The 26,295-nt window shown below is 51.9% G+C and carries 24 protein-coding genes and 2 pseudogenes; 16 read left to right on the plus strand and 10 right to left on the minus strand.

The genetic code is table 11. The features are described from left to right. Positions 1-265: 265 nt before the first annotated feature. Positions 266-748, plus strand: coding sequence for an HIT family protein (locus PSH90_RS08775; RefSeq protein ID WP_160769626.1), 483 nt, complete (start codon positions 266-268; stop codon positions 746-748). A gap of 1,077 nt (positions 749-1,825) precedes the next feature. Then, complete coding sequence (locus PSH90_RS08780; RefSeq protein WP_160769614.1) at positions 1,826-3,259, plus strand: mechanosensitive ion channel family protein; 1,434 nt, start codon at positions 1,826-1,828, stop codon at positions 3,257-3,259. Positions 3,260-4,407: 1,148 nt separating this feature from the next. On the opposite strand, the gene PSH90_RS08785 is transcribed toward PSH90_RS08780, so the two are convergent. Next, on the minus strand, positions 4,408-5,586 hold the full coding sequence (locus PSH90_RS08785) for a diguanylate cyclase (protein WP_305382527.1): 1,179 nt from the start codon (positions 5,584-5,586) through the stop codon (positions 4,408-4,410). Between the two features lie 612 nt (positions 5,587-6,198). Here PSH90_RS08785 and PSH90_RS08790 point away from each other — a divergent pair. The 3 genes from PSH90_RS08790 to PSH90_RS08800 all read left to right on the plus strand — a co-directional run bounded on the left by PSH90_RS08790 (position 6,199) and on the right by PSH90_RS08800 (position 8,901). After that, positions 6,199-7,212 (plus strand): NAD(P)-dependent oxidoreductase, encoded by a 1,014-nt coding sequence (locus PSH90_RS08790; RefSeq protein ID WP_305382528.1) that lies wholly within the window; start codon positions 6,199-6,201, stop codon positions 7,210-7,212. A gap of 827 nt (positions 7,213-8,039) precedes the next feature. Beyond that, positions 8,040-8,390: an NAD(P)H-dependent oxidoreductase gene (locus PSH90_RS08795; RefSeq protein ID WP_305382530.1), complete on the plus strand. Its 351-nt coding sequence runs from the start codon at positions 8,040-8,042 to the stop codon at positions 8,388-8,390. A gap of 217 nt (positions 8,391-8,607) precedes the next feature. Further along, a complete protein-coding gene (locus tag PSH90_RS08800) occupies positions 8,608-8,901 on the plus strand; it encodes a hypothetical protein (RefSeq protein ID WP_160769611.1) in 294 nt (97 codons plus the stop codon). 386 nt (positions 8,902-9,287) lie between these two features. Here the strand turns inward: PSH90_RS08800 and PSH90_RS08805 are convergent, their stop codons facing one another. Next, complete coding sequence (locus PSH90_RS08805) at positions 9,288-9,734, minus strand: Rrf2 family transcriptional regulator (protein WP_160769610.1); 447 nt, start codon at positions 9,732-9,734, stop codon at positions 9,288-9,290. 63 nt (positions 9,735-9,797) lie between these two features. Here PSH90_RS08805 and PSH90_RS08810 point away from each other — a divergent pair, with 63 nt between their 5' ends. Beyond that, positions 9,798-10,598 (plus strand): class I SAM-dependent methyltransferase, encoded by an 801-nt coding sequence (locus PSH90_RS08810; RefSeq protein WP_201278873.1) that lies wholly within the window; start codon positions 9,798-9,800, stop codon positions 10,596-10,598. A 214-nt stretch (positions 10,599-10,812) separates the two neighbouring features. Continuing rightward, positions 10,813-11,627, plus strand: a pseudogene (locus tag PSH90_RS08815) (transposase); the annotation flags it as partial. A gap of 84 nt (positions 11,628-11,711) precedes the next feature. On the opposite strand, the pseudogene PSH90_RS08820 reads toward PSH90_RS08815, so the two are convergent. After that, positions 11,712-12,144, minus strand: a pseudogene (locus tag PSH90_RS08820) (LexA family protein). Between the two features lie 98 nt (positions 12,145-12,242). Here PSH90_RS08820 and PSH90_RS08825 point away from each other — a divergent pair. Both PSH90_RS08825 and PSH90_RS08830 read left to right on the plus strand, forming a co-directional pair. Further along, entirely contained in the window at positions 12,243-12,950 is a 708-nt protein-coding gene (locus tag PSH90_RS08825) for an SOS response-associated peptidase (protein WP_160769609.1), read from the plus strand. A gap of 307 nt (positions 12,951-13,257) precedes the next feature. After that, positions 13,258-13,539 (plus strand): hypothetical protein, encoded by a 282-nt coding sequence (locus tag PSH90_RS08830; RefSeq protein ID WP_166554788.1) that lies wholly within the window; start codon positions 13,258-13,260, stop codon positions 13,537-13,539. 1,562 nt (positions 13,540-15,101) lie between these two features. Here the strand turns inward: PSH90_RS08830 and PSH90_RS08835 are convergent. Then, positions 15,102-15,587 (minus strand): ferritin-like domain-containing protein, encoded by a 486-nt coding sequence (locus tag PSH90_RS08835; protein WP_160769624.1) that lies wholly within the window; start codon positions 15,585-15,587, stop codon positions 15,102-15,104. A gap of 141 nt (positions 15,588-15,728) precedes the next feature. Here PSH90_RS08835 and PSH90_RS08840 point away from each other — a divergent pair, with 141 nt between their 5' ends. Then, positions 15,729-16,064: a low affinity iron permease family protein gene (locus PSH90_RS08840; protein ID WP_160769608.1), complete on the plus strand. Its 336-nt coding sequence runs from the start codon at positions 15,729-15,731 to the stop codon at positions 16,062-16,064. A 122-nt stretch (positions 16,065-16,186) separates the two neighbouring features. Beyond that, positions 16,187-16,552, plus strand: coding sequence for a histone-like nucleoid-structuring protein, MvaT/MvaU family (locus tag PSH90_RS08845; protein ID WP_080923198.1), 366 nt, complete (start codon positions 16,187-16,189; stop codon positions 16,550-16,552). Positions 16,553-16,654: 102 nt separating this feature from the next. Here the strand turns inward: PSH90_RS08845 and PSH90_RS08850 are convergent, their stop codons facing one another. From PSH90_RS08850 to PSH90_RS08860, 3 genes are all read right to left on the minus strand, one after another. Next, positions 16,655-17,347, minus strand: a complete 693-nt coding sequence (locus PSH90_RS08850) for a DUF421 domain-containing protein (protein ID WP_160769607.1) — start codon at positions 17,345-17,347, stop codon at positions 16,655-16,657. Between the two features lie 151 nt (positions 17,348-17,498). Beyond that, entirely contained in the window at positions 17,499-17,726 is a 228-nt protein-coding gene (locus PSH90_RS08855; protein WP_160769606.1) for a DUF6555 family protein, read from the minus strand. A 162-nt stretch (positions 17,727-17,888) separates the two neighbouring features. Next, complete coding sequence (locus PSH90_RS08860; protein ID WP_160769605.1) at positions 17,889-18,299, minus strand: response regulator; 411 nt, start codon at positions 18,297-18,299, stop codon at positions 17,889-17,891. A 596-nt stretch (positions 18,300-18,895) separates the two neighbouring features. Between PSH90_RS08860 and PSH90_RS08865 the strand changes: the two genes are divergently transcribed. Next, on the plus strand, positions 18,896-19,141 hold the full coding sequence (locus PSH90_RS08865; protein ID WP_160769604.1) for a hypothetical protein: 246 nt from the start codon (positions 18,896-18,898) through the stop codon (positions 19,139-19,141). Here PSH90_RS08865 and PSH90_RS08870 read toward each other — a convergent pair. Next, positions 19,135-19,356, minus strand: coding sequence for a hypothetical protein (locus PSH90_RS08870; RefSeq protein WP_370695120.1), 222 nt, complete (start codon positions 19,354-19,356; stop codon positions 19,135-19,137). The two genes, PSH90_RS08865 and PSH90_RS08870, sit on opposite strands and share 7 nt — an antisense overlap. Positions 19,357-19,854: 498 nt before the next feature. Between PSH90_RS08870 and PSH90_RS08875 the strand changes: the two genes are divergently transcribed. The 4 genes from PSH90_RS08875 to PSH90_RS08890 all read left to right on the plus strand — a co-directional run bounded on the left by PSH90_RS08875 (position 19,855) and on the right by PSH90_RS08890 (position 23,561). Next, positions 19,855-20,694, plus strand: coding sequence for an alpha/beta fold hydrolase (locus tag PSH90_RS08875; protein ID WP_160769603.1), 840 nt, complete (start codon positions 19,855-19,857; stop codon positions 20,692-20,694). Between the two features lie 189 nt (positions 20,695-20,883). Beyond that, positions 20,884-21,108, plus strand: coding sequence for a DUF2188 domain-containing protein (locus PSH90_RS08880; protein WP_160769602.1), 225 nt, complete (start codon positions 20,884-20,886; stop codon positions 21,106-21,108). A gap of 191 nt (positions 21,109-21,299) precedes the next feature. Next, entirely contained in the window at positions 21,300-21,755 is a 456-nt protein-coding gene (locus PSH90_RS08885) for a hypothetical protein (protein WP_236249057.1), read from the plus strand. A 294-nt stretch (positions 21,756-22,049) separates the two neighbouring features. Continuing rightward, positions 22,050-23,561, plus strand: coding sequence for a sensor domain-containing diguanylate cyclase (locus tag PSH90_RS08890; RefSeq protein ID WP_160769600.1), 1,512 nt, complete (start codon positions 22,050-22,052; stop codon positions 23,559-23,561). A 573-nt stretch (positions 23,562-24,134) separates the two neighbouring features. Here the strand turns inward: PSH90_RS08890 and PSH90_RS08895 are convergent. Further along, entirely contained in the window at positions 24,135-25,016 is an 882-nt protein-coding gene (locus PSH90_RS08895) for a manganese catalase family protein (RefSeq protein ID WP_160769599.1), read from the minus strand. 186 nt (positions 25,017-25,202) lie between these two features. Beyond that, positions 25,203-25,712 (minus strand): ferritin-like domain-containing protein, encoded by a 510-nt coding sequence (locus tag PSH90_RS08900; RefSeq protein WP_160769598.1) that lies wholly within the window; start codon positions 25,710-25,712, stop codon positions 25,203-25,205. Positions 25,713-26,295 lie beyond the last annotated feature (583 nt).

A 26,295-nucleotide genomic window follows, 5' to 3' on the forward strand; every position in this document is an offset into this window, starting at 1 on the left:
AAGTTAGATATGATTTGTAACTAATGATGATGTTCGTCGCGTCAATCGCTCAAAGCAATTCTAGAGTGCACTTATGCGTTATGAAGAGCACAAATGTACTATCGAGAGCGTTTTTGGGGGTGTTAAAATTTCTCCTCAAGGCTGTTTAGCTTGGCTTCTGCGCGGCCGCGAGCTTTGTAGGATAGACCGCAACCTTTTGGTCTCCCTAACCCAATTGAACAAATCTCCGCGTACTGCGCGTCCGTCGAACGAAAGGCATCAACGCATGAAAATTCCATCTCAATTTATCATTCATGAAACGACCCACTGGATCGTCAATCACCACATGTCATCCACTCTTCCCGGTTACTTGGTGCTCGGGTCTAAAGCGTACGTGCATTCCTTGGGCGACCTACCCAGCGACGCGCTAATCGAGTTGGGCGGACTACTAGCAACTGTTCAGAACACCATCCAGTTGCAGATGAATCCGAAATGGCTGTACATAAGCCGGTTCGGTCACGATCCCAGCTACCCGATCCACTTTCACTTCATTCCGGTATATCACTGGGTTGAAGAGCTGTTTTGGAAAGACGCCCGTTACCGGATTTTAAATACCTTTGGGTCGAAGGAAAATGCGCAAACGCTGACCGATGGGGCAGAGCTGACACTCTTCATCTGGCGCGAGTTTGGAGAGGGCTCTGGTCCATCCGCTATCCAAGGCCCTCCGGTCATTCAAGTCATTGATGACCTGCGAAAGGCATTCAAATAGGTCAATTTCCGAATTTTAAAAATTGGTTGCTCAACTTCTGAGTTATGTATCCGCCTCTAGTTGGACGTACTAAGGTCGCACTGGTGCGCGGCACCAAAATCGCAATAAACACCCTCACATTTCCCGGCAGCAAGTCCAAATTCCTTACCACCACAACCGCTCGCGCACCGGCCAGAAATTTCGAATGTGTTTATTTGGAGCAAATATGTTTTATTTCGCTTGCGTTTCATCACATGCAAGGGAGTGATTGTGAAGTTTTCATTATTTATTTTGCGCTTTAAGTGCTGTGTCTGATTGCGAGGGAGGTTGGTTAAGTTTGATGCGGATGGACGGTCAGGTTGGAATGGTTGCCTACGGCCTAAGTGTGGACTAATCTTGAAGGGTAATCTCCAGTCAGTTGCTAGACTGCTTAGGCTCACCGCACTATTGTTCTAGTGTGACGGATATATGATATTATTTTATAAACCCAAACTTTAAAGATGGACGTGATGACATTGTTGCCGTAGAATCAGTACGTGCTAGCTATTTTGATTAATGAAAGTTACTAAGTAAATGTCCGAAAACGTTGTAGAGCGTGTCGTTGATAAGGCCATGAGGCTATCATTCAGCTACTACTCTCCGTTTGCAATAGGAATCCCAATTCAATGCAACACCACTTATCTCCAGCCATTCGCGTTCACCCTGTCAAACGGATGTGGTATTGACCCACACCAAGAATGATCAGGAGCTGGCGTCGTCGGTAGTTAACATGGGTCAAGACATAAAAACCGTCTGATAAAGAGTTTTTATCGCATCGAAGATACAATCCTGACATCAAGCTGAATCGCGCCAATCGGCGCACCTCTTATGAAGCTAACTTGTTTGTAATTTGGGCCTGGGTTGATGATTTCAGCGGGCAGTGAGAAGCCGAGCAAGCCCAACCACTTAACCTGAAAGCGAGGACATCGGTCTTCATATTTCGGGAGCTTCCAGGCTGTTAGTTCTCATCTAAACGGATTATCGTCTATACACTTATCAAACAGTCGCTGGGCTTATGTGACGTCGATAGCGTCAACCAGCCCCCCCCCGGAGTAACCCATGTCCTTCTTCTACGCCCACCTTTTGGCATGGAGTGCCTTGCTGCTGCTGATCGACGCCTTGCTCTGGCACGTCGCGCCCTTTAGCCATCGCGTGACGCGGGTGGGGGTGCGTTTGGGGCTGTTTTTAGTATTTAGTACGCTGATCATCAACGCCGGCGTCAGCCCGCTTCAGGCTCCGCTGTTGGCCGAGGATCGAGTCGCGCAATTGGGCGCTACTGCCTTGGGCATTCTCTGGTGGCTTTACGCGGCGCGGGTCCTCACCGAAGTCATCGGCCTGTTGCTGATGCGTCGCATCGGGCACAGCGGCCGGTTGCTCCAGGACGTTTTCGGCGCACTGGTGTTTTTGGTTGCCAGCGTCGCGGCGGCGGGTTATGTGCTCGAGTTACCCGTTAAGGGCCTGCTAGCGACCTCAGGGGTTGTGGCCATCGTCGTAGGCCTGGCGTTGCAAAGCACTTTGAGCGACGTGTTTTCTGGGATTGTGCTCAACACTACTAAGCCCTATCAAGTGGATGACTGGATCGTGATAGACGGCGTCGAGGGCAAGGTCCTTGACATCGACTGGCGCGCGACGCACCTGCTAACCAGCGCCGGCAGCACCGCGGTGGTGCCAAACTCAGTGGCGGCCAAGGCTAAAATCGTCAACCTGAGCCGGCCTAATAATGTGCATGGCGTGTCGATCAGCTTAAAGGTACCCAATTATGTTCGTCCGCGTCGGGTGTTGGATGCCCTGGAGCGCACACTTCAAGGCAGCAGCCAATTGCTGCTAAGCCCTGCGCCGAAAGCGGTGTTGAAAGAAGCCGGGGAAACCATGTCCGAATACGTGGCCAGCGGTTTCGTTGCAGAACTTGGCAAGAAAAGCCAAGTGCGCAATCAACTGTTCGACCTGGCACACCGACACCTCGAAGCGGCCGGTATTTCCCGCCAGCTCGATGGTGTGATTGAACCCACAACTCGCGCGCGTACGCTTCTGAATGAGGTGAAAGTGTTTCGCTCTCTGAGCGAGGATGAGCGAGATCAAATGGCGCAATCGATGGTGGCGCAACAGTATGCTGCGGGCCAGTTGGTGCTGGAAGTGGGGGAAGTGCCTGACAGTTTGATGGTGATCGCAACCGGGGTGGTGAGCGCAACGGTACTAGATGGCGCATTGCAAACCGAAGTTGGGCGAATGGGCCCGAGCGAACTGATGGGTGAACAGAGCATTCTCAACGATGAACCGTCCCAAGCCACGTTTACCGCGTTGACCTCCTGCATCATCTACCGAATCGACAAATCCCTGACCCGTGAATACATGGAAAAGCGCGTGGATGTAGGTCGAGCTTTGAACAAGCTGCAAGCGGTCCGCCAACAGAACGGCCGGTTGGCGTTGCTGGCGAAGCCGGTGCAAATTAAGAAAGGCGGATTTTTGAGCTGGCTGCAAAACCGTAATTCATAAACTAGAAATTCTGTGGAGCCGAGTGTGCTTGCGAAAATAGCAATGCACAATCCGCATACCTACCACCCTTAAAGAACAACTCGCTGGTAATTTTGATGGCCGACTAATTCGAATCCCTGCCATTCATAGGCGCAATGGGCTGTTAGATACCTCTGCGTGGCATTTACATACCTCCCTTTATACTATGCTATTTCTAGGCCTCAGTCAGAAATGCCATCTGCTTGACCGTACCAAGTTCTCGCCCTTGCAATAGCACTGCGTTGAAAATTTTGCGTAAAGCGACTTCTTAATTTTCAATGGCAAATTGACCGCTGGCGACGATTTCGTGTTGATGGTTGGGGAACGCTGCAAGCTGACCGTCGGGAAAAACTGCATGTTAACCGCAGGCGCCGACAGCAGACTCATAGGTAGCCTTGGGCCCAACCTTCAGCTGGGGAGAATCTTTTGCTGCTGGGATGGAAAACGCTATAACAATGTGGACGTTAAGACTGGGAACGACGATGTAAAGGCTGATGTTCCGTTTCAGATAGGAGAGGAAAGCAATGTAAAATAGTGAAATCGTGTCCGATCAGTCCCAGAGCCACCTATCAACATTCAGGCTAAATCCATAACTCGGTTCGCTAATTAGCGGTTAGCTTTTCCGGTATCTGGAAAGGCTTGTTCAGCTAGCTTAATGGAGCCAGCGAGCAATCGTTTTTGGTCGAATGCAATCTTTTCACAGGTGACTGCTATCGAACCAGGCTGCGTAAAAACGCTACGCAAGACTTTAAGTGCGCGCTGCTACGTTAAGTCTGAGATTTGTCGGCAGATCTTTATGCGTTGCGCATCCTATGGAGTAGTTATACAACAAATCATGACGCTGTTCTTAAAAACCTACAGTGATCACGAAAAAAGTTGTAGTCAGTCAATATTTTAATTGATGGTTTTTCCTTGCGCCTGCTTAATTGAGTCTCAAATCGATTTGTAAATTTTTTCACAATGCGACAGGCGTTTTAGACGCAAGTGCGATGTTGATCCATATTTCAGCGCATTATTGAGTGTTGAATTTCATCGATTTATGTTTTACCGCAGGGTCTGGATAGGTAATGGATTGGCGCGGATCATTAAAACCGAGGTATCGAAAGCAGAAATGTGCTGTGCATAGTAAGTCAGCCGATCCGTACGTTGGCTTTACTAGAGTCAAAAATTACGCGATTGCGACCGCGGCGTTTTGCTTCAAACAAAGCGTCATCTGCTGTTTTCATCAAAGCTTGGAAAACTGAGCTGTCACGGGCGTAAGAGAAAGTTGCACCGATGCTGATCGTAAGATTAAGCTGTTTGCCCTCAATGATGCGAGCATGAAGTTCAATCTTCTGACGCAAGCGTTCAGCAGTTGTACGAGCTCCCGCTTCATCGAGGCCGATCATCACTATGGCAAACTCCTCGCCGCCTAAGCGACCGATAAAATCAGCTTGGCTTAGTTCAATTTTAAGTATGCTTGCAACCTTCTTTAGCGCGGCATCACCAATGGCGTGACCAAAAGTATCATTAATGGATTTAAAGTTGTCTAAATCAAGCATCATAATTGTTGTCGGTAACATCCCGTCGTTATTGTCAATGCCGGCTGCAGATTCACGTAAAAAATGGCGGCGATTAGGTAGCTGTGTCAGGTCATCTCTGTCCGCCTGCAACATGAGGTATCTTTCTCGATCCATAAATAACAGCAGCGGTAGCAGCATGCTGGCTATTGTCGTTAGCAGTAGGTGGCTGACTAGTGCGAGCTTCAAATAAACCTTTTCGTGCCCTTGTGGCATTGTTTGCCATTGATAAGTGTACAGAAAAACTTCGGCGCACATAGTTAGCGCATGCATGGTCAAGATACTTTGCAACAGGCCGCATGTTAAGCGCTGAGTTGAATTTGAAGCTAGCAGTGCAATACACCAAAAGCATGCTAATGCTATGAATACCGCCGTTAAAATCGGCGCGCTATGGGATAACTCATATGTAAAAAAAAGCAGCGTAGAGTAGGCTGCCATAGCGGTGCCGACCAAATGTGTCGGCAAGGATCTTTCAGTGCCATGAAAAAAGCGCAATAGCCCGGTCGCGATCAGAACGGGCGGTAATGCTAATAAACAGTGAGCAAGCCAGACGCTGATTAAGGGAGTGACTTGATACAGGCGAGATGCCGCAAGCAGGCTTGCAAAAACAAAAATAACGCATGAGCCAATCCAGTGTAAAAGTGCGGGGTGCCTTATGCCTAATTTAGTCAGCAGAAGCATATAGCCTGCTGCCAAAGCACTAATGGTCAATGAGCATATTGTAATTATAGTTAAATCTATTTCAGGCATACGTTTCTGCTAAATAAAAAAAGAGTGTGCGTCCATTACGTCGCAAAATATATTAGCTTCTGTAATCCAACAGACTGATTTCATTCGAGTGATGTGCGTTTGTATAGTATGGGTATTTTACCCCGCAATTTTCTGTTGAGCGAGGATCTTCGCTGATGCCTGGTAAGCCGGCAAGCGCTTTCATTACCGAATTGTGTTCTCCGTCATAAAAATGAATTGAGGGGGCAGGTGATTGTCTCGAATGAGTCGTTTAACTGAATTTGCTTAAATTAGTCGATCTACTTTTGGTGGATGCTGCGAGCACAATTGCTTGAGAGCTGATTCGAGTGCAGTTGAACTCAGAATGGAAAGGACTGGACCGTGCTCATTCCGAGGTGCCTGCTCACCCGCAGCCTCGGACGGTTTGGTTGAGAGACAGGAGCCTTAGGCAGATATGACACCTGTGAAACTCACAGTCCGTCGATTGAGATCGGTTCGCTTGCTAATAACAAGAGAAATCTTTATGAAAAAAATAGCTGCCGCGCTCTAGGGCTTAGGCAACAACTCGGAACCATCGCGACGAGGCGCTTACCAATACTATGTCGCAGCCTAAAAAGCTCAGGAGGAATACCTATGTCGCTTCATCCAATTTTGTTCCTCGGTGGCTCTGGAGCCATTGGTCATCGCTCAGCTAAAGCTTTGCGTGCAGTTTATCCCGACATTCCTTTACTGATAGGTGGCCGAAATCTGACAAAAGCTCAGCGAGCTGCGCAAGAGATTGGCGGCGCACGGGGAGTGGTTATAGATTTTGCTGCTGATGACCTGGGATTAGGCGATTGCCAAGTCAGCGCGGTGGCGATTTTCTATATGGATCATGCCCTCGATGGACTACGATTTGCGCAGAGGCGCAGAGTGCCACACCTCAGTATTTCGTCCGGCGTCTTCGAAATCGCGCCTCAGATCGCGAGGTTCATTCATAACCCTGGCGCTGCGCCCGTGGTGTTGGGTTATGAGTGGCTTGTGGGGGCAACCACTGTTGGAACGCTGCATATTGCTAATGCGTTTGCCCGAATAAGCCACATCCGTATTGACGCATTGGTCGACGAACAGGATGGCGGCGGGCCTACAGTGGCCAAGGATTTCGAACATTTGAATAAAATGTTGCCATTCGCACTGACTCGGCGCGACCACAATTTTATATGGCGAGAAGGCGACGATGCAAAAGTAACGTTTCTTGCGCTGGATGGTACACCGATGCAGGCAACGGGGTTTTCCTCAATCGATGTTGCTGGTTTGGCGGCTGCTACTGAAGCGCCTAATGTGCAGTTTAATCTCGGTAGCGGGGTGAGTTCTTCCCGTCGCGCTGGCCTTCCGATGTCGACTGAAATACTTATCGAAATGATTGGTGAGGACCACGAAAACCGCCCGCTTCACACTCGCCATGCCCTCGTGCACCCATCGGGAGCAGCAGCGCTCACAGGGCTAAGTGTGGCGATGTTGCTGGAGCGATTGCTAGGGCTTGACGGCGCGCCGCCCACTCCGGCGGGTCTCTATTTTCCTTATCAGCTAATCGAGGCGTGTGCGTATCTGGAAAGATTCAGGAAGGAGGGTGGGGAAGTGATTGAACTGCAAGTGCAGCGGGATTAGTTGCAGCTATTTGAAAAAGTATTCTTTTGCAGCAATAGTGGAGGTGGGGAGTGCGACAAAGCTGCTCGTCGTTGGGGCAGCTTAATCGCTGGTCTTTACGTAGCCACCGGCTTGAAAAAGTGGTAATCACCTTGCGAGATACATAGGCAGGCTCAACTTGCGTTTGGCCGAATTTTCTATCAGCAATAGATAGTCATCTCTGAAGAGATTGAAGCGTCGAAAGCGGGTTCTGAATTGCGAATCCAACGTGAAGGGGCCCGGCTAATCGCATCTCAGATGATGTTGGGTGGCAAACATTTATAGCCAACCTGCGCGGATGCTTATTTGCTAAATATCGGCGCGTTCGCAGTACAAGGCCTAAGAGACATCAAGGAATGAGGGTCAACCGCCATTGGAGGTAAGTGCAGGGTCTGCCTTGGCTAGATTGGCTTTCAGTTCGTCCTGAGTTTGTCGCTCTTGCCGCCAAGCCGGTTGACCTGGCGCATTACGCCACGACTCGCTCAATGGGCTGTGATCGACGGCGTCAAAACCAAACTGATCATATAGTTGCGCCACCCGTTCCGCAGCTTCTGGAAAGTCACTGGATAGCGCTAGGGCGAGACGCTCTGGTGAGCCCTTTGCGCGGTTCCAGAGCGTGATGCGCGAAGCCCGTATATGCGTGAAAGCCTTTACCACCTTGGAAGCGGGAAGCTGCTCCTGATGCAATGGTGAGCGGTTTTTTCGTTCGAGTCGATCATCGGATAGTGGCCGTCTCGCCAGATCATATAGTCATTGGTGTCAATGACAATTTTGCCGGCTAGCTCTGCCGCCGGCATCAAAGCTCTGACGTGGCGGCGGAGCAAGACAAGGTTCTAGCGGCAGACGTTGTCATCTTCCAGTTTCCGCTTTGTTGGTACGGCATGCCGGCCATCATGAAGGGATGGATAGATCGCGTCTGGGCAGCCGGACTCGCCCACGGCTACAAGGACGCTCGCAACGCCTACCGCTATGGTGACGGCGCTTTCAAAGGCAAGCGGGCCATGTTGTCAGTGGCTGTCGGTGGCCCCGCAGAAGACTACTCGCCGCGCGGCATCAACGGACCACTCGAGCAATTGCTGTTTCCGATCCCGCACGGCTCGCTCTACTTTCCTGGGTTAGATGTGCTGCCGACGTTCGCATATACGGCACTGGCAACTTGACCGCCGCAGATGCCGTCGCAGCCAAAGCGGCTTGGCGCACCCGACTCGAGGATTTGTTCACAGATGCGCCAATACCTTTCCGGCCCCAAAACGGTGGGGACTACACTCCCCGCAATGAGCTTAAACCGCATGTAGCCTTGGGCCAGAGCGGCATAATGGCGTACGTTGCGTATGGTGAAACAATCCAGCGCAAGCAGCTGAAAACGGAGGAGGTGACATGAAAACCTTCGTGATTCTGACTCGCCGTGCTGATGGAGCGGCAGAAGACTTCAAGCGGCTGGCGAAACCGGAGGTATTGCACGTTTGGCAAGGCTTCGCTGGCGGTATTGTGCGCGCAGTTCATAGGCTGGCCGCTGGTCCCGGTGCCGCGTTTGAACTGGAATCCGCCACCTTCGAAGAGGCGCGTGATTACATCGAGGCGCTGCCTTACGTCAAAGGGAATCTGCTACACGTGCAGTACACGCGCTTAAGCCTTTTTCCGATTACGAGAGGCTGGCGAGTTCCTGATTAGAAGAGTGCGAGCGACAACAATTGGCCGAAAGCAGCATTCGTGAGTGGCCGTTTTCGACCGATTCTGTTGAAAAAGTCGGCTTGCCTAAAACGCACAAATATTGATGGGTAAAAACACCTCTTTTGCGTGCTGCTACGTGAAATCACGAATCGTGAACCTTCTGCCCAAAGCACAGATTTCAATCTCGGGCGCGAACTTTCTTGGCGTGGAAACCGAAGCCGACTTTTTCAACAGAATCGGTCCGAATGCGGTCACTGAGATGAGCGACAGAATCGGCTGGCTCGCTTGGTACACACTGATTGAGACAAGCCGTCGGGATTACAGCAAGGCCGGGTACGTCTGTCCCTCACAACTCAGCCTGCGCGGCTACCCTTCAGGCTGCCTCACTATGAAATGGAATCGTCATGGCCAGCAGCACGACGTGCATCAAACAAGCGATTAAGTTCACCCAGGCTAATGGTGCGAAACCGCTCCACCAGGACCGACTCCGCTTCCCGTAATGCGTCGTCGACCGCAAGATTGACCACCTGCTCGATCATACAGTCGGGGTTGGAACGCTCATTGCCTATGGCGAACAGCGAGGGCTGCCCCACCGCTTTATAGATGTCCAGTAGCATGACTTGCTCAAGATCACAGGTGATCACCCAGCCTCCGCCATGCCCTTTCTCCGAACGAACGTAGCCTGCATCCCGCAAGCCAGACATCGTTCTACGAACAACGACTGGGTTCGTTCCGAGCATTGCGGCTATCCGTTCCGACGTTACTGGCCCACCGTGCCGCGCCATGTGCACCAAGATATGTAGCATTCGCGAAAGACGGCTGTCGTAACGCATCGTTTGCTCCTTTGTTTCTGATACTTGGCAGAAAGCACAAACTCATGATACTTGTAAAGTTACATGACTTACGAGGACAGCACGATGCGCGAATTTGAGAATCCTGATCACTGGGACGTTGCAGCAAAGCACTATCAGAAAACGGCGCACCCCTTCACTGCACATTTCGCAGAGGCGGCGCTCGCACGGATCTCCTTAACGCCGGAAAGCCGCGTGCTGGATGTCGCCACTGGCACCGGAGCCCTCGCATTGGCAGCCGCACGAACCGGCGCACAGGTGCTGGCAACGGACTTTTCCCCCGGCATGGTGGCTTGTGTGAAGAACGCAGGACTTCCCAATGTGGAGGCCCGGGTCATGGACGGCCAATCGCTCGATCTGCCAGATGCAAGCTTCGACGCGACGTTCTCGATCTTCGGTGTGATCATGTTTCCTGACTGGCGCAAGGGCCTGGCCGAAATGCAACGCGTTACCGCCATCGGGGGATATGGCATTGTCGCAACGTGGCAAGAAATGGGTGCGGCGACGTTTCTTTTATTGGGAAATGTCAGGCGAAAGCTTTTCCCGGACCGCGATGGCATGGCGATGCCCGAAGCATTAAAAGCGTTGAGCAACACACTGGATTTCGCCCGCGAACTGATCGCCGCCGGGTTCCGGGATCCTGTCATCGAGAGCGTGACACATGCCTATCAGCTGGATGTGAAGTCGCTCGATAACCCTGACACACTGTTTGGAATGTCGCCCGACTGGACGAGCCTGACCGATACAGAAAAGGCAGCAGTGATTGCGCACGTCAGGGAAATGGCAGGCAATAATCCTGTCTTGCCCATTCCATCTACCGCATTGATCGCGGTTGCGCAGCGATAAAGATCAGTACCTGTCGAACGATGAGAAGAACATTGACGGGCGGCTGGGTGAAAACTCTAAAACAGAGGCAGACATTGGCCGTTGAACGACCAGACACAGCAAAACAATGGCGCCTCCCGTCACAGACAGCTATCGGCCGATTCTGTTGAAAGAGTAGCTCCTCTGGCCGACCTCCGGCAAAATCTCTGCATTGGTCGGAGGGGGATCACGCAGCATGATGGGACAGTTATCGAGTGGGCAGGAGCGACTGTTTTACTCGTTCAACCTTGAAGATTACATCTCAGCCAATCACCTTCTGCGCAGCATTGATCAGTGTCTCGACCTGAGCGACCTGCGCCATTACCTCGCCGATTTCTATACCCCGTTGGGCGTCCGTCGATTGATTCCGAACTAATGATTCGCATGCTGATCGTGGGCTATTGCTACGGCATTCGCTCAGAGCGGCGGTTGTGCGAAGAGGCCCATCTAAACCTGGCGTATCACTGGTTCTGCCGGTTGAGCCTTGAAGATGAAGTCCCCAACCACTCGACCTTTTCCAAGAATCGACACGGCCGTTTTCGGGACAGCGATTTGTTTCGCTGGTTGTTCAATGAGGTGCTGCGTCGCTGCATGGACGCAGGTTTGGTCAAGGGCGAAGGGTTTGCGGTGGACGCTAGCATCATCAAGGCGGATGCGAGTCGGCAGCGCGGCCTACCGGGTGACGAACCGGTTAACTGGAGCGATCCGTCTTTGAGCAGCCGCGCTGTACGTGAATACCTTGAGGCACTTGATGAAGATGCTTTGGCCGAAACGCTGCCGAAGCGTTTGTCACTGACTGATCCTCAGGCTCACTGGACCGCTGCTCCAGGCTGCCCGGCGTTCTACGTTTATTCCACGAATTATCTGATCGATACCGAGCACGGCGTCATTGTGAATGTGGAACCCACACCAGTTCATCGCACAGCGGAGGTCGAGAGCACCAAGACCGTGATCGATCGCGTTGAAGCGCAATTCGACATCAAGCCGGAACGCCTCATGGGCGATACCGCTTAGGTGTCTTTGCCAGGTCGGGCCTGAAGGCGCGCTCGCAACTCGCGTAAAACGAGGTTGCAATCGATGAGTGCGAAGACCGGTTCACGCATGGTCATGATCACGGACGCTGTATTTCACGACACCCCAGATCACCAGCTCATCACCTTCCATGACATGTCTCGCCGGGTATTTTGGATTCTCCGACAAAAGCATCACCGCGCTCTCGCGCAGAAGCAGACGCTTGCAGAAGGGCTCCGAATTCAGCGCGGCGATAACGATATCGCCACTGACCGCTTCGATGCTCCGATCGACTATCACCATATCCCCGGAGTAAATACCCGCGCCTTGCATGCTGTCCCCGTCAATCCGCACCAGGTACACGTGCGGCGCCCGGATATCGAACAGTTCATCCAGGGAAATGTGCTTCTCGATATGGTCAGCTGCGGGGGAGGGGAAACCCTGCCGGCACCCTGGATGAATAGAGGGGCAGCTTCCTACCGTCAGAAGCAAGTGAGCCGAGAATGGTGATGCTCATGATGCAAGCCTTAGAAGGTAAACTGTACATGCATACAGTTAGCGATTTGGTTCGCTTGCGGTCAATTTCATAGGCACGACGATACGACGGGTGACAGCATGTGCGGACGCTACTCGATCTACGAATCGATGGATCACTATTTTAAGGAGCTTGCGCCAAGGCTGTTGGTGATCAATGGCTATGACCTCTGGCCCGTTGAGCGGTACAACGTCGTACCGTCGACGCGGGTAGAAATCATCCGGCCGGGTCGAGAGAGCTTGAGCATTGATAAGGTCAGATGGGGATGGGCGCCTTTCTGGGCGAAGGGGAAGCGTCCTGACCCGATTAACGCGAGAGTCGAGACCGTCATCACCGGCAAGTTTTTCAATCAGCTCTGGCCAAACGGACGCGTACTCGCGCCTGCGAACGGCTGGTTCGAGTGGGTCAAGGACGAAGAGGAACCGAAGAAAAAACAGCCGTATTTCGTTACGAAAGAGCAAATTCCGATGTTCTTCGCGGGGTTGGCCGAGGTGCATGAGGGTATGGAGCCGAATGATCGCGACGGCTTTGTCATCATTACCGCCGCGAGTGATGAAGGCATGGTCGATATTCACGATCGCAAGCCCTTGGTCTTATCGCCTGAGCACGCCCGCGAGTGGATAGACCCCGACACCTCACCGGAAAGAGCTCGCGAACTAGCACTGGAGCACTGCAGGCCTGCTACGGATTTTCATTGGTACAAGGTCGGCAAAGAAGTGGGCAATGTACGTAGTCAGGGCCCTCATCTAATTGAGCCCACTACTCTCCCATCAGACGTCGATGACTGATTCATGACGATGCGAGCAACTTGGCTCCGGGAGGTCAGGTCGCTGGCGACATGAGCGTTTGGCTAGTCCACATGGTGTAATTTGCCCCGATAACGGCTGTAAGTCGGTTGCCAAGTGTCCCTTGAAAGCGGACGTTCTCAGATAGCTGACTAGCTGGTTCTTTCTGTCTCCGCAGTTCGCCGCGCCATCGCAATAGGTCGATTTCAACAGCCTCATCTGGATGCCAAGCGCTCTAGATACCGGTCGTCTACGCATCCGAACCAACAATAGCTAACAATGTCATAATGATGCCATGTGGGAAGCGCCGATGCTCTTACCACTTAATTACAATATGCGTGCCATCATGCCTTCATCCGACGATTTCCGGTTCAACGCCCATCACCTCCTGGTTGATCTGGATGCGGCCACAAATAATCTAATGATGCTTGTCGTCTCGCACGAAGTGAAAGGGAGCCGCTGGGATGAAGCTGTGTCTCGTCACAAGCAAGCGTACGCAGCTTGGGCCTCCATCTTGACGGGAATTCAAACCGATCCGCTGCCTGTCCTTGATGGTCGTCCGGTAGAAGGGAACAGCTCTACCGCTAAGTAGCATCCAACGCTCGAAGATCTTCAGAATCTCCATCTGTGCCTCGATGCCGAGGCGAAACAGCTTTTGTTGGCAAGAATCGTCATGAGCCCTCCGTGACAGGTGGAGAGTGACCAGCGTTCGGCTACAGTTCAACAACTGCAGGGAGTGACGTATGAGCTGTCCAATTTGTGGGGCGTCGGCTCGGGTGCTGGAAACCAACTTCCAAAGTGTGATGGTTGATTGCTTTGAGTGCGGTGGCTACGTTGTAAGCGCCGACGTTCTCAAAAAGAAGAAAGATAGTGGCCGTCCAGGCGACAAGGCTGTGGCTCGTTAGGCAGAGGCTGGGGCACCACCATAGGCCGGTGATTACTGCCGATACCGTACGCTGGGAAATAACTCAATCGACAGTTGCGGGAAGTCCTCAAAACTTTAGCGTGCGCGAGACCATCCTATGACTACCTGCAGATAGGACATCAGCGGGTTTGTTCGCGGCGACGGCAATCGAGCCAATGCGCTCGTTGGATCTAACTCGAAACACGGAGCTGCTTATCGGAGTAAGCGTTACCCGAATCGCTGGCGGCAGGTCGATGCAGTCAATGCATCTTTCATGCTCACTCCCATGTCCAGCCGTTGAGGTTGGCCGGTGGCTCAAGCGGCAGTTCGTACTGCTCAACATCGTTTAGTAACTATCCGCCGGCCGGCTCGTTGCTGCCGTCGACAATCGGGCCTTGCAGCACCAGACCGCTGGGCAAGATCACCTGAATGGCAGTGGCTTGCATGGGGCTTGCAAGTAGCGGTCAAATTCAAGGCGAAAACGCTGCGGGCCGACGTTGAGAACGCGCACGTTCAATTCGTAGGTGGTCACTTGTTTGGAGACTGCTCCAGGTATAGGGCTAACACGCCAACGGTTGCCAAGCCTTCATAGGCGCAAGACATAAGCTTTTTCCTAATCACGTTAGAACGGCTTGGCCGGATGCCAAAGCGTTATGGGATTGGTAAACCGGCCCCCGTATACGTGATTTCCAGCGTCGCAAAAAAAAGCCCTCGCTCTGGCTGAAAACTTCGGGCCGATTGGATTCACAGGTGGCTAAAAGCCGTAACAGGTCATGAACGGTCATATGTACATTCTGCCGCTTGAAACCGACCGATGGTTATTCCAGTCACGGCACTGAATTGAACCAGGCTTTTTCTGGAGCAATCCATTGTCACGGAGGGCAATTTATGAAATGTATGTGCTGAATTTGTTGGGAAGATGCAAAGCTTCAAAACGAAGTAGAGGAGTGGCAGGTCATCGATTGCTCCGCTTGCGGACGCTATTTTATTAGCAGGCAATTCATGCAAGAGAATTTGGGGAAGACGCTAGACGTAGAGGCTACCCGACAGCTCATAGTTGACGCGATATGCGTTGGCGTAATTCCAGCCGTCAGCGAAGGAACGGCTCGTTTCACCGTGCCACGCAAGCACTCCAAATGAGTCGAGGAGAATGCGCGCGTGAAATGAGGCGGCGCTAAACCCTGAATTCGAAACGGATCGTAAGAAGGGCGACGTCGTCCGATTAGCGTCGCCCAGTCGTAGCTTAGACCTTACTTAGACTCCATCGTGGCCGCTTGATTGCCGCCTTGCTCGGCAATCTTCGACAATTTGTCGTCCGTAGCCTTCTCCTCCGCAAGCGTTGCGCTGAGGAGCTTGGCAGCATCCGTCAGATTCAAATGTTTGGCCATGGCGATCAGGGTGCCGTAACTGGCAATCTCGTAGTGCTCCACCTTTTGCGCGGCGCCGATAAGTCCCGCATCCAGAACGGCACCTTTCTCAATTTCCTCCAGAAGCTCTTTCGATTCTTCGACCAGTCCTTCCATCGCTACGCACTTCATGCGCTTGAGTTTTAAGCCAGTCAATTCGACGAGCTGATCAATCCGCTCAATCTGTCCTTGGGTTTCCTCCAGGTGCGCGTTGAAAGCTTCAGCCAAGAGAGGATTGGTGGCCGCACGTGCCATGCGGGGGAGGGCGCGAGTGATATGTTTCTCAGCGCTGTAAATGTCGGAAAGTTCGTGGATAAACAGGGTGACCAGTCGTTGAAATCAGGCGTTCAAATTTTGTTAGTGCTGAAGGAAGACGTGCGGGCAACTCGAACCCGACAGACGGTTAAAATGCAATAAAGTATTTCTGGCTTCTATGCGGTCAACAGACTGTGTTCATTCAGAGTGTGCGTTATGAGATTTTCCCTTTTCTGCCAAGCGCTATCCAATAGGGCTGGCAGCCCGAAGACGTTTTTGAGCGCGATTTTGTTGATCATCGCTTGGGCGGCGACCGGCCCATACTTCCACTACAACGACACATGGCAGCTCATCATTAATACGTCGACCACGATCATTACTTTCCTAATGGTGTTTCTGATTCAAAACACTCAGAACCGGGACAACGACATCCTACATTTGAAGATCGATGAGCTTATACGAGCTCCTCACGAAGCGCAGAATGCCACGCTGGGCTTAGAACAAATGGGGTCGAGTGAACTTAGGAAACTTCGTGAGCAATACCGCACGTGAGGTGAATCGGGCCAGATTAAGGTCGATTCAGCTCGGAGTGACGGTCATAGCTAGATTATCCATAGATAAATCTGAGATATTATTTCACACAAACCTTCATCAACCGTCCAAAGAGAATGTCCATGTCCAAGCTCGCAGAATACCGCCAATTAGAAAGACATCTCGCAGAACAACTCAAGGCGCTGGAAGCGCTTAAGGGCGACGCTGATCTTAAAAAAGAAATTGAGTTTGAGACTAAGCTGCGTGATCTCCTTGCGAAATACGGTTATAGCCTGAAAGACGTAATTAACGTGCTTGACCCACGAGCTGGTCGCCGCGAACCCGCTGTCCAATCGAATCTTGGACGTCGTAAGGCACGGCAAGTCAAGACCTATAAAAATCCGCACACTGGTGAAGTGATCGAAACCAAGGGCGGCAACCATCGCGGTCTGAAAGACTGGAAGGCTGAGCACGGTTCTGAAACCGTTGAGTCATGGCTGACCAAATGATTGTACGTTGAGATAAAAGAGCCCTACGGGGCTCTTTTTTCGTCGGGCGGGGAGTCGCAGCGTTGCGCGCGCTGTTAGGGCGAACGATATTGCGGCAGGGCGTCACCGACAGCGTGGTCTACTGAGTGCAGTTGACCAAATATCGTGGTTGCACCGAGGGCAGTCTGCTCTTTGGGCTTCCACGATATGCTGGGAGAACCCGCAATTTACACAGCAGTACAAACCCGAGGCAGGCGCAGTTTTAAACTCGGCACGATGCTCTAATGGCAGGACGGACAGCCCAGGGCGCAGATCTTTCTGTTCGAAAAAATAAAGGCTGACGTCGCCGTCGGTCTCAACCAGCCCGAGCCTTACTTGTCCGAGATGTTCAACCCCTTGCTGTCGTAACTCCATCAACAATTCGTTAGATGAGATGTTCAGCGTTTCCAAAGACTTGAGCTCATAGAGACCGTCACGGATCACGGTTACCGGGAGCCCATCCATCCAAGCTTCAAATTTTTTACTCTTCGTCATTATCAGGACGGTGAGGCGGTAGAGAAGCAGAAGCATGAGAAATACTACGGCGACCGGCAGCAGCGGAACATCGTGGTAGAAGGACACGTCTCCTGCGGCGGAGCCCAATGTCAAAATCACCACCAGCTCAAAAAGTGAAAGCTGTCTGATCCCTCGCCTACCGCTGGATTTCAAAAAAAGAAACACGGCGAGAAACGCGAAGGTGGCCCTAAAACCTACCTCCAGCAAAAACGCTAAGGGAAATTCGTCTATCAGCATCCGCTGGATATCGAAAGGCGACATCGTGACCTCAATTTATTTTCAAAGTGGACGACGGATCGAATCAGCGTTGGGTTCAAAAGCTGATTTCGGAATATTTAGCGGGTAATCGGACTTTGCGGGCGGTTACGACATGAAGCGCATTCATCATTAGCCCGCGCCCTACCATGCACTGCTACGTTGAGCTGGCTCGCCAGGTGACATCGGTAATGCCATATTTTTCGGCTTGAGGTTTGGACACCATTTTCAGTGGCGGGCGACCAGGCCTGGGAATGGGCGCTACACCCGCATCGCAACTAGCCCAGTGCCAGGCATCAGCGTTTTGCATCGCATTGCTACGGATGATGAAGAACTTCGGCACCCCATGAAGCTTGTAGTTGATGACGAATAGATGATTTTCCATAACTAACTCCGTCTGTTCTGATCTAACGGAGTCATCTGGCGCGGAAAAATTCAAAAAATCAGGGACTTCAGCACCGGACTGGTTTCATGAGCAGTAGTGTTGCAGGCCTACAGGCTCAGCACCAACCGTGGCCTGCCTGGTCTTACCATTTCGAAGCCAAGCTTAGCGTTTGCTAATCGGTTTACCGGGCTGCAAAAGCTCCGCAACTGCTGTCACCAATTCATCGAGTGACCAGGGTTTGTGCAGGTAAATGGTACGAGCTGGCACTGCGGTGCTCTCGATCAGATATCCCGAGGTAAGTATCGCAGCGATGTGAGGCCACCTGCCTTTAACCATCTCTATGAATTCAATGCCTTGGACTTGTCCGGGAACGCCGTGATCGGCGATCACTAAGGCGCATTCACAATGTGCTTCGAGCAGATAGGTCAACGCATCATCCGCCGTCGCGAACGGGACAGTCTTCGCGCCAATCTCATCCATGATATCGGTCATGAGCAACTGTAAAGTTGGGTCGTCCTCAATGACGATGACCTCACCGCGAATCGGCAGCAATCCTTCCCAGTTTACGTTCAAACATTCCTCCTCTAATCCGAGAAACCGACCGAACGGGCGGAACGGTTTGCATGAGTGTAAGCGAAAATATCGCGTGTGCCTTGAAAGCGCTTGGAGCACGCGGGATTCTCGACTCACGATATGTCCCTTGCAGATGTCCTCGCAGCGTATTTGAGGAGCGTGGCGCCTCGCTTTTCTAGTCGCCCCGCAAGAGCATCGAGTTCAGAACCAATTGTGCGCTTAGGGCTATGGGTGCTGCTTAGCAATCCCTTGATCTAGATCAAACATTACGCAATTTTTGAACCTTCACCCCGAGGTATCTATCAAAACAACCTGTGCCGAGTAGGCGCATTTCGAATCATTCCGATTCGAAATCGATTGCGACAAATCGGGTTCAGGTAGATCTCGGAAGCACGGTGCGCCGGACAAGAGTAACGCTTCGGGTTGATCGTCAATGAAGCCTTGAACACGTCGATTTCAGCGTTGGGCATTGGTATGCGCGAGCCTGGACAACCTTGTGTAGCAACCCTTCGAGAACATCAGCCTTGGGATCGTTTCGGATAGATGAATGCAGAACATGCTAGAAGCAAAGATGCACCTCAAAATGCGGAGCGCACATGTATTACATCGATCTGATTCAGTGGCCAGCGATGGCTGTAACAGTCATCTCAGCCTGGTTCATCGGCTCGCAACGAGCGTACCGCCGGATGATCGCTTTTTGGGGGTTCATCCTAAGCAATACGCTTTGGGTGGCCTGGGGACTTCATGCTGAGGCGTATGCTCTGATTATTCTTGAGTGCGCACTGTTGGGAATGAATGCCCGAGGTTTTAAAAAAAACTTCGACGGGCACCGTCATTATTGAATCCTCTGATCTTCTCTGCCCTTCGAATTTTTCCTTAATCCACGAAGTTTCATCAGAACAAGGAAAACCTGCAATACGATCAACGCATATGCTCCTGCGTAGGCGCCCCAGATGACCCACAGCACGTTGCTCACGCTGAAGCGCACAAACCCTGTCATTCGCCTTTTTGGTCGCTGCGATCCGATGAGCCACGCGGCCAGTACGGTGACGACCATCGCTGGCCACTGAATCCAATCCCAATAAGACAAATTATCCTCTCAATACATTCGTGAGCCGGAGTGCTGTTTGGATGCCAGGCTGATCAGTGAGGCTTCTCATCGTCGGATAGGGGTTTCGATTTGCCGAGAACGTAGCAGGGGATGGAGCTGACCATCAGGATGTGTTGTCACAACAATAGATATTAGTGACCAACCCTCAGCGAGCTTAACGTTTACTTCATTGGTCGAAAGCGCTTCCATGATATGCGTTGCCTCGGACATATGCATTCTGTCTTTCTCAAGCTGAGGGGTTCAACTGTTAGGCGCCCGTCCCGGATGAGGGTTCCTCTACCTAAGATCGTGGCCCTGAATTGCGTGATCACCAAGCCACTGAAAACCTTTATCAGAATGGTTGGGGCATAGACAAAAATACCGAGATGTTAGGAGGACAGGCGGTGGTCGAACGCCACATAACTGCTCGTCTACACTGCTTCACCAATGACGGAGGAGGTGTCGATGCCGAGCCGAATGATGACCGTTAAAGACTTGCAGGTGAATGTCTCAATCACCGGCCTAGGCCCTCCGCTACTCCTACTCAACGGTCTGGGAGGTTTGATCAAAACCTTCGATGCTCTGCGCAACGAACTAGGCGACTACACAACGATCACGTTGGACGTACCTGGTGTCGGCAAGTCGCAGATGCCCCGCTGGCCTATGCGTTTGCCGAGTCATGCCGATCTGATCGCCGAAATGCTCAAGCAACTGGGTTTTGACCATGTTGATGTATTCGGCGTGAGTTGGGGCGGTGCCTTGGCGCAAGAGCTGGCTCTTCGTCATCCCACGATGGTACGCAGGCTTATCCTGGCGGCGACCTCTGCGGGCCCGGTGCTACTGGTAAAGCCCGCCGACATCCTGGAGTTCTTTAGAGGGAGCGCAGGCGCCAAACAGCGGAAACGAGTTGGTTCAGTCAATTCGACACAGGCGCTGCTGCGTTTCGGTGTTGTAAAGCGAATGCTAACCGTACGCCTGCGAACCTATCATCACCAGCTAGCCGCTTTGGTAGGCTGGACAAGTCTACTACGGTTAATCCGTCTGCACTCGCGCACGCTTATTCTGATCGGCGACCGTGACACCCTGGTTCAGCCTTATAACGCGCATATCCTGCGACGCTCAATTCCACAAGCTGAACTACGCGTGCTCAAGGGCGAGGGGCATTTTTTCGTAGTGACCAGTGCCAGGCGAACTGCTGTTTTGATACGGGAATTTCTTTGCCGGCAGCAGAACGGTGAAGGCTCAGCGCCGGAGATCGCTAACCGCGCTGGTAAGCAACGCTTGCAGCGAGCTAAGACTGTTTAGGCTTTGCCATGCTAAAACTCTTACTGCTGTATAGCGGCTACAGCCCCATGCTTCTGGCATTTGCCCCACGTCCCGAGAAAAATTAAGGGGATCTCCGTAAGCATCCAGAATGCCGCCAATGCGTTCAAACTCTTCGGTTCTCCTATGGTCAACCTGACAGGTATTGATTGTCATATCAGAGGTGAGCCAATGGATTACTATCACATCAAAAAAACGGAAACACTTTGGGAGCTCGTCAAAGAGGGCGCGCAACGCGCCTCCAGGACCGCATCTACCAAAGCAGAGATTACCGAGATAGCGAGCGAATTTCTTCAGGGCAAGACAGCTTCTCTCAAAATCCACAAAGAGGATGGCACGATCCAAGAGGAACGTACATTTCCTCGGTCAGCAGATCCTAGAAAAACCAAAGGCTGAACGGCCTAATTGCCCAAGGAGGGGCGGTGCCCATTGCACCGGACTGCAGTGGACGCGGTTGACTATAGGACTGGAGGCATTGCGAGTGAACTTCGTCTCAAACACAGGTGCTGACCATGGTAATTGCATGTCTAGGATGGGGATCGTTGATCTGGAAACCAGGCACCTTACCGCTTGCGAGCGAGTGGTTTATGGACGGCCCAGTGTTGCCCATCGAGTTCGCGCGGGGCAGTGATAACGGAGATCTTACGACAGCCATCTGCGCAAACGCACCTGGGTGCAAGGTGCTTTGGGCGGTATTGGATTTGGACAACCTTGATGAGGCACGCGAGGCTCTTAGAATTCGGGAGGGAGCTCCTCAAGACCGGGAGGAAGGCATCGGTAGTTTCGTGGTCGGTACGAACGCAGCGGGAATCATCGCTGAATGGGCGATTGCCCGCCGATTGGATGCGGTAGTTTGGACAGGACTGCCACCAAGATTCGGAGGCGTTGAGGGGCTCGTCCCCGCAACCGAGGACGCTATTGCCTATCTCGCCGGCTTAAGCGGAGAAACACTTGAGAGCGCGCGCGACTACATCAAACAAGTGCCGTCGCAGATCGATACGCCTTACCGGCGCGAGATCATTTCTAGGATAGGGTGGCAGTGAACCGCGCTGAAGCCCGGAACGATTCCTGCCATCATGCCCATTCGTGGGTCTACGGTAACCAGGACGGGAATCCTTCTACGATGAAGAAAGTGGGAGTCGTTGCCTTCGCGGTCTTCATTCATGAGTCTGTGCAGCATCCAGTCGTGTAGGTGTCAAACTGCGGTGGGATATGCGAAGAGCAACGCCTATTCGCGCAGATTTCGGGGATTCCAGAGCTGCGGGTGAAGCACTTTTATTTCGATGCCGGTATAAAAATTGCTCGCTTAAGCCCACCGCCAATTTGAAGACGTATATATGACGCTCTCCTTACCGATCCATGCAAGGCTGACACCTAAAGCGCTGTCCCTTTCGCTGATAGGTTTCATTCTTCTTGTTTGTTTATCGTTAATCCTTGCTACTGCTTGGCAGATTGTGCAGTCGTCCGGTGAGCGAGTAGACGCGGCCAAAATAACTGTTTCGAACATTGTACTTGCCGCTGAACAGCAGGCCCGTGACACGATGCTGCAGGCTGATAATACCTTGCGAGATCTGGCAGAGCGTGTAGCGCACGATGGAAGCGGCCCTGATCAACAGGAGCGGTTGGCAAAGCTGATGGCCCGACAGGTGAACAACATTGAAGGTGTTCAGGGGCTGTTCATCTTCGATGCGCAAGGCAATTGGATGGCCAATTCGTTTTCCGAAGGTTTGCAAAACAAAAACAACGGCGACAGAGCTTACTTTCGATATCACCGTGAGCACGATGACCAGTCCATCCACGTTGGCTCGATAGTGGAAAGTCGAACGACAGGGGATATGGTGATCCCTATAAGCCGGCGTATCGAAACAGCCGATGGAGCCTTTGCAGGGGTTGCGTTAGCCACGGTTCCGGTTTCATATTTTCAAAGCTTTTTCAAACGTATGGCCGTTGACGACGAAGGGGTTATTTTCCTAGCACTCGATAACGGCGAGCTCCTCGCACGACGCCCGACCGTCGCAGCATTGATGACGACCAATCTTTCAAAAGGTGAAATTTTTAGCCGGTACCTACCTCAGAGCGATAGCGGTACTGCAATAATCAAGTCCATTGTAGATGATATTGAACGCATCTACGCCTATCGTCGCTTGGCTGGGCTGCCTATCGTCGCAGCAGCCGGAGTTTCGTATGAGCATGTATTTGCGCCATGGTGGTCATATGTTTACCAATCGGTTGCACTGGTAGGCTCCATCATATTGGCATTAGCGTTTTTAGGTAGCTTGCTATATCGGCAGATCCAACAGCTGATAATCGCAGAGCGCGAGCTCAAAGTAATCCGAAAAGAGCTAGAGGTAATAGCCCATACAGATGGTCTCACTTCCCTAGCCAATAGAAGAAGTTTTGATTTGGCATTGGATAAAGAATGGAAGCGTGCCACGAGGAATCAGACATGCATATCCTTGATTCTTCTGGATATAGATCTGTTTAAACAATATAATGACCATTATGGCCATCAAGGCGGCGATGATTGCCTTGTGCGCGTATCGAACGTTCTTGCAGCCAGCGTCAATAGGCCAAGTGATATCGCAGCTCGCTACGGTGGGGAAGAATTTGTAATTCTACTTCCGGACACTGAACTTGCAGGTGCGGTCATGGTTGCAGAAAATATTAGAATTTCGCTTTTTAACGCAAAAGTTCAACATTCAGTGAGCCCATTAGGCGTTGTCACAATAAGCTCAGGTGTGGTCTCGACTTGCAAAACAGGGGAGGAGAATTACAAGGATTTTCTGCTCAAGGCTGACCGTTTACTTTACGCCGCGAAGTCAAAAGGACGCAATCGAGTAGAAAGTTAGAATGTTTACTGTGAGATCCAGTTCCACCTCTGTACAGCAAGACTTCTTGGCGTACTCGGGTGGCACGCCGGGTCGTTGATTTAAAACAATCTGCTTACGAACTTGGAAAAGATGATGAGCGTGCCGACACAGAAAATTGCGCTACCGAACAGGAATGTAAATCTATGAGCATTTATGATTCCGGCGTGAAATCCCGCATTCCTTGTAAACCGCATTTTTCACCTCTCCTCGCTGTGGATAGTCAGTCCCACCCAATAGGTTGTCCTCACCGCCGTTAGACGGGTAACAGTTGCTGTCATTGCAAGTACGGTCTCGGTAATTATAATCGTGAACTGGTTTCAGGGCCGCTCTCGCTCGCTAGGTTATTAGGAATCAGCTTTCCCATCCCGAACGCATTAACTGCCATGCTCACCCTTAAACCTCTACAGGCCTGTCGGCAATCGTGTTCAAAGCCAGCGGAGGCTGCTTCCATCAAATTTTTAAAAAGGTCAGTGGTAAGCGAAGTTACTTTAACGTTTTTCAGTTTGGTCATCTGAGGTTGTGGCGGCCCCGATGTGGGGCCGCTGTACTGAGTTAGGCGTCTTTGCCTTGAACATACCCCGACCCAAGGTCGGCGCCCGTGACGGGTTCACTGAGCGGATCAGAGACCGTGCGGGCCTTCATCGCTTCCAAGACTTCTACATCCTCGGCAGGCAGACTGACCGTCGCCAGCCCATCGCCTCCGTCGACCGCCGGCTCAGGATTTTCCACGTATTCCCAAGCACCGCCCTCGTTCCATGGGCCGCGTACGTTCGGCTCGCCCGACATGTTGAAATACTTGTTGGTGAATTCGGGCATGCCCGGAAGTTTGCCTTGCGGAAAGTTCGGCTGGATCGAATGCAGCGCTTTCTCGAACGATTGTTGATGGGCGATTTCTCGCGTCATAAGAAAGCCTAGTGCTTCTTTAACGCCCGGATCGTCGGTGACGTTAATCAGGCGCTCGTATAAGATTTTTGCGCGCGCTTCCGCCGCAATGTTAGAACGGAAATCGGCGGTAGGCTCTGTGATTGAATCGACGTACGCCGCCGTCCACGGCACACCCGCAGAGTTCACAAGGGGAGCACCAGCGCCGTACAGCAGACTGGTGATGTGCGAGTCGTTGCCGTTACCGTTGATGGCACGATACAGCTCACCTTCCTCTTGCACGCCCTCCGCAAGCTGACCTTTGGCGCCTCGATTGAGCATGACAATGATCGAGCCCACAATTTCGAGGTGGCTTAATTCTTCTGTCGCAATATCCATCAAAAGGTCTTTACGACCCGGATCTTCTTCCGCCAACGCTTGGGTGAAATATCGCGCCGCCGCAGCAAGTTCGCCGTTAGCGCCGCCGAATTGCTCAAGAAGCAAGTTGGCCAGGCCCGGATTAGGCTCTGCCACACGAACAGTGTACTGAAGTCGCTTGTTATGTAAGAACATTTTGAATTTCCTCAGACTCGGCTTTAGGCGCGCTCGCCACTGCGGGCGATAGCGCGTGCATAAGTTGTGAGGTGTAGCGAACGTAGAAATTACTTTTTGGTGCTGCTATTCAAGACCAACGGTATAAGCTCGAGAGTTCAATAAAAATTGAACCGAGTGCGCAGTTCTGGTGACTGCGCAGTCAGTTTATTTTTTTGCTTCCAGGTTAGGATCCTCTGAGCGAACCAGAAATGCTTCCGTGATTTGTGGTAAATGTTCAAGTAACCATTCGGCCATCGCAACCTCTTGGGGAAGGATCTGCTCGCATGCAGCTTGAGTTTCAACGTCACCCGCCGCTTGTGCAGCTGCTATCAGTACCGTGTAAGTCGCTATTTCTACGTTTTCAAAGACGTAGCCAGCCATTGCCCCCTTAACCACTTCATCGCTCATCAACGAGCCGCCGGCTGCTTGTCCAAATGCCATGATCTTGCCCGTCATGTCTTTGATAGTTGAAGAGTTACCACCAAGACGTGAGAGGCACTCGTCGATCAATTTCTGTTGGCCAAGGGTTTCTTCGATGTGCTGGTCGATCCGAGCTTTTAGTTCAGGGTAGTGCTCCAACCGCTTAGACTGAGCCTTGAGCATGTGTTCAGCCTGTTGCTCCATCGCGTGCGCGTCGCGCAGCCAGTCGAGTAGATTTTCTTGTCGCGTAGCCATGTTCGTTACCTCCATCATGGGTGTAATGAAGTGGACGGCTTTGATGGCAGAACAGTTCAGAAATTTCCAATTATCAGGACGGAGCGACGCCTCAGCTCCAATTCGTCAGCGGTTCGATACGACAAGTAAGGTAGCGCCGTGGCTCGTTTGGCGTCCAAGTTTGCCGATCTGTCCAAAGCATAGTAACTGAGAGCTCATGCGATTTTCTCAGTGGCCGATTCAAATGATCGCCGCGCAAGTTCTCACCCGTCTGCTCCCGCTCTAAGTTCACCAGTCGCTGCGAAGAGAGCGGGGCGAGGGCTTCTGTAAGGTCGTCACGTGGAGATAGCGAACGGTAGACCAAACCAGTGCATCACGTCACCCCCAAAGCTCACAACCCTCTGAGTTCCACAGAAACCGTCTGTCTGACGCACAACCGTAAGGTCGAAATAAATGAAACGTCCTCCACTCGACGCCTTCCTACATATAGGCCTGCCACGGCATCGCAGGCTGCTCAGGTAACTCCTCCTGTTGCCCGTACACAGTACGGGCTTTTTTAACCCATCCGCACGAGTCGCTCATCCTTATAGATATGTTGGAAAGA

The organism is Pseudomonas sp. FP1762 (assembly GCF_030687105.1).
Taxonomy (GTDB): domain Bacteria; phylum Pseudomonadota; class Gammaproteobacteria; order Pseudomonadales; family Pseudomonadaceae; genus Aquipseudomonas; species Aquipseudomonas siliginis.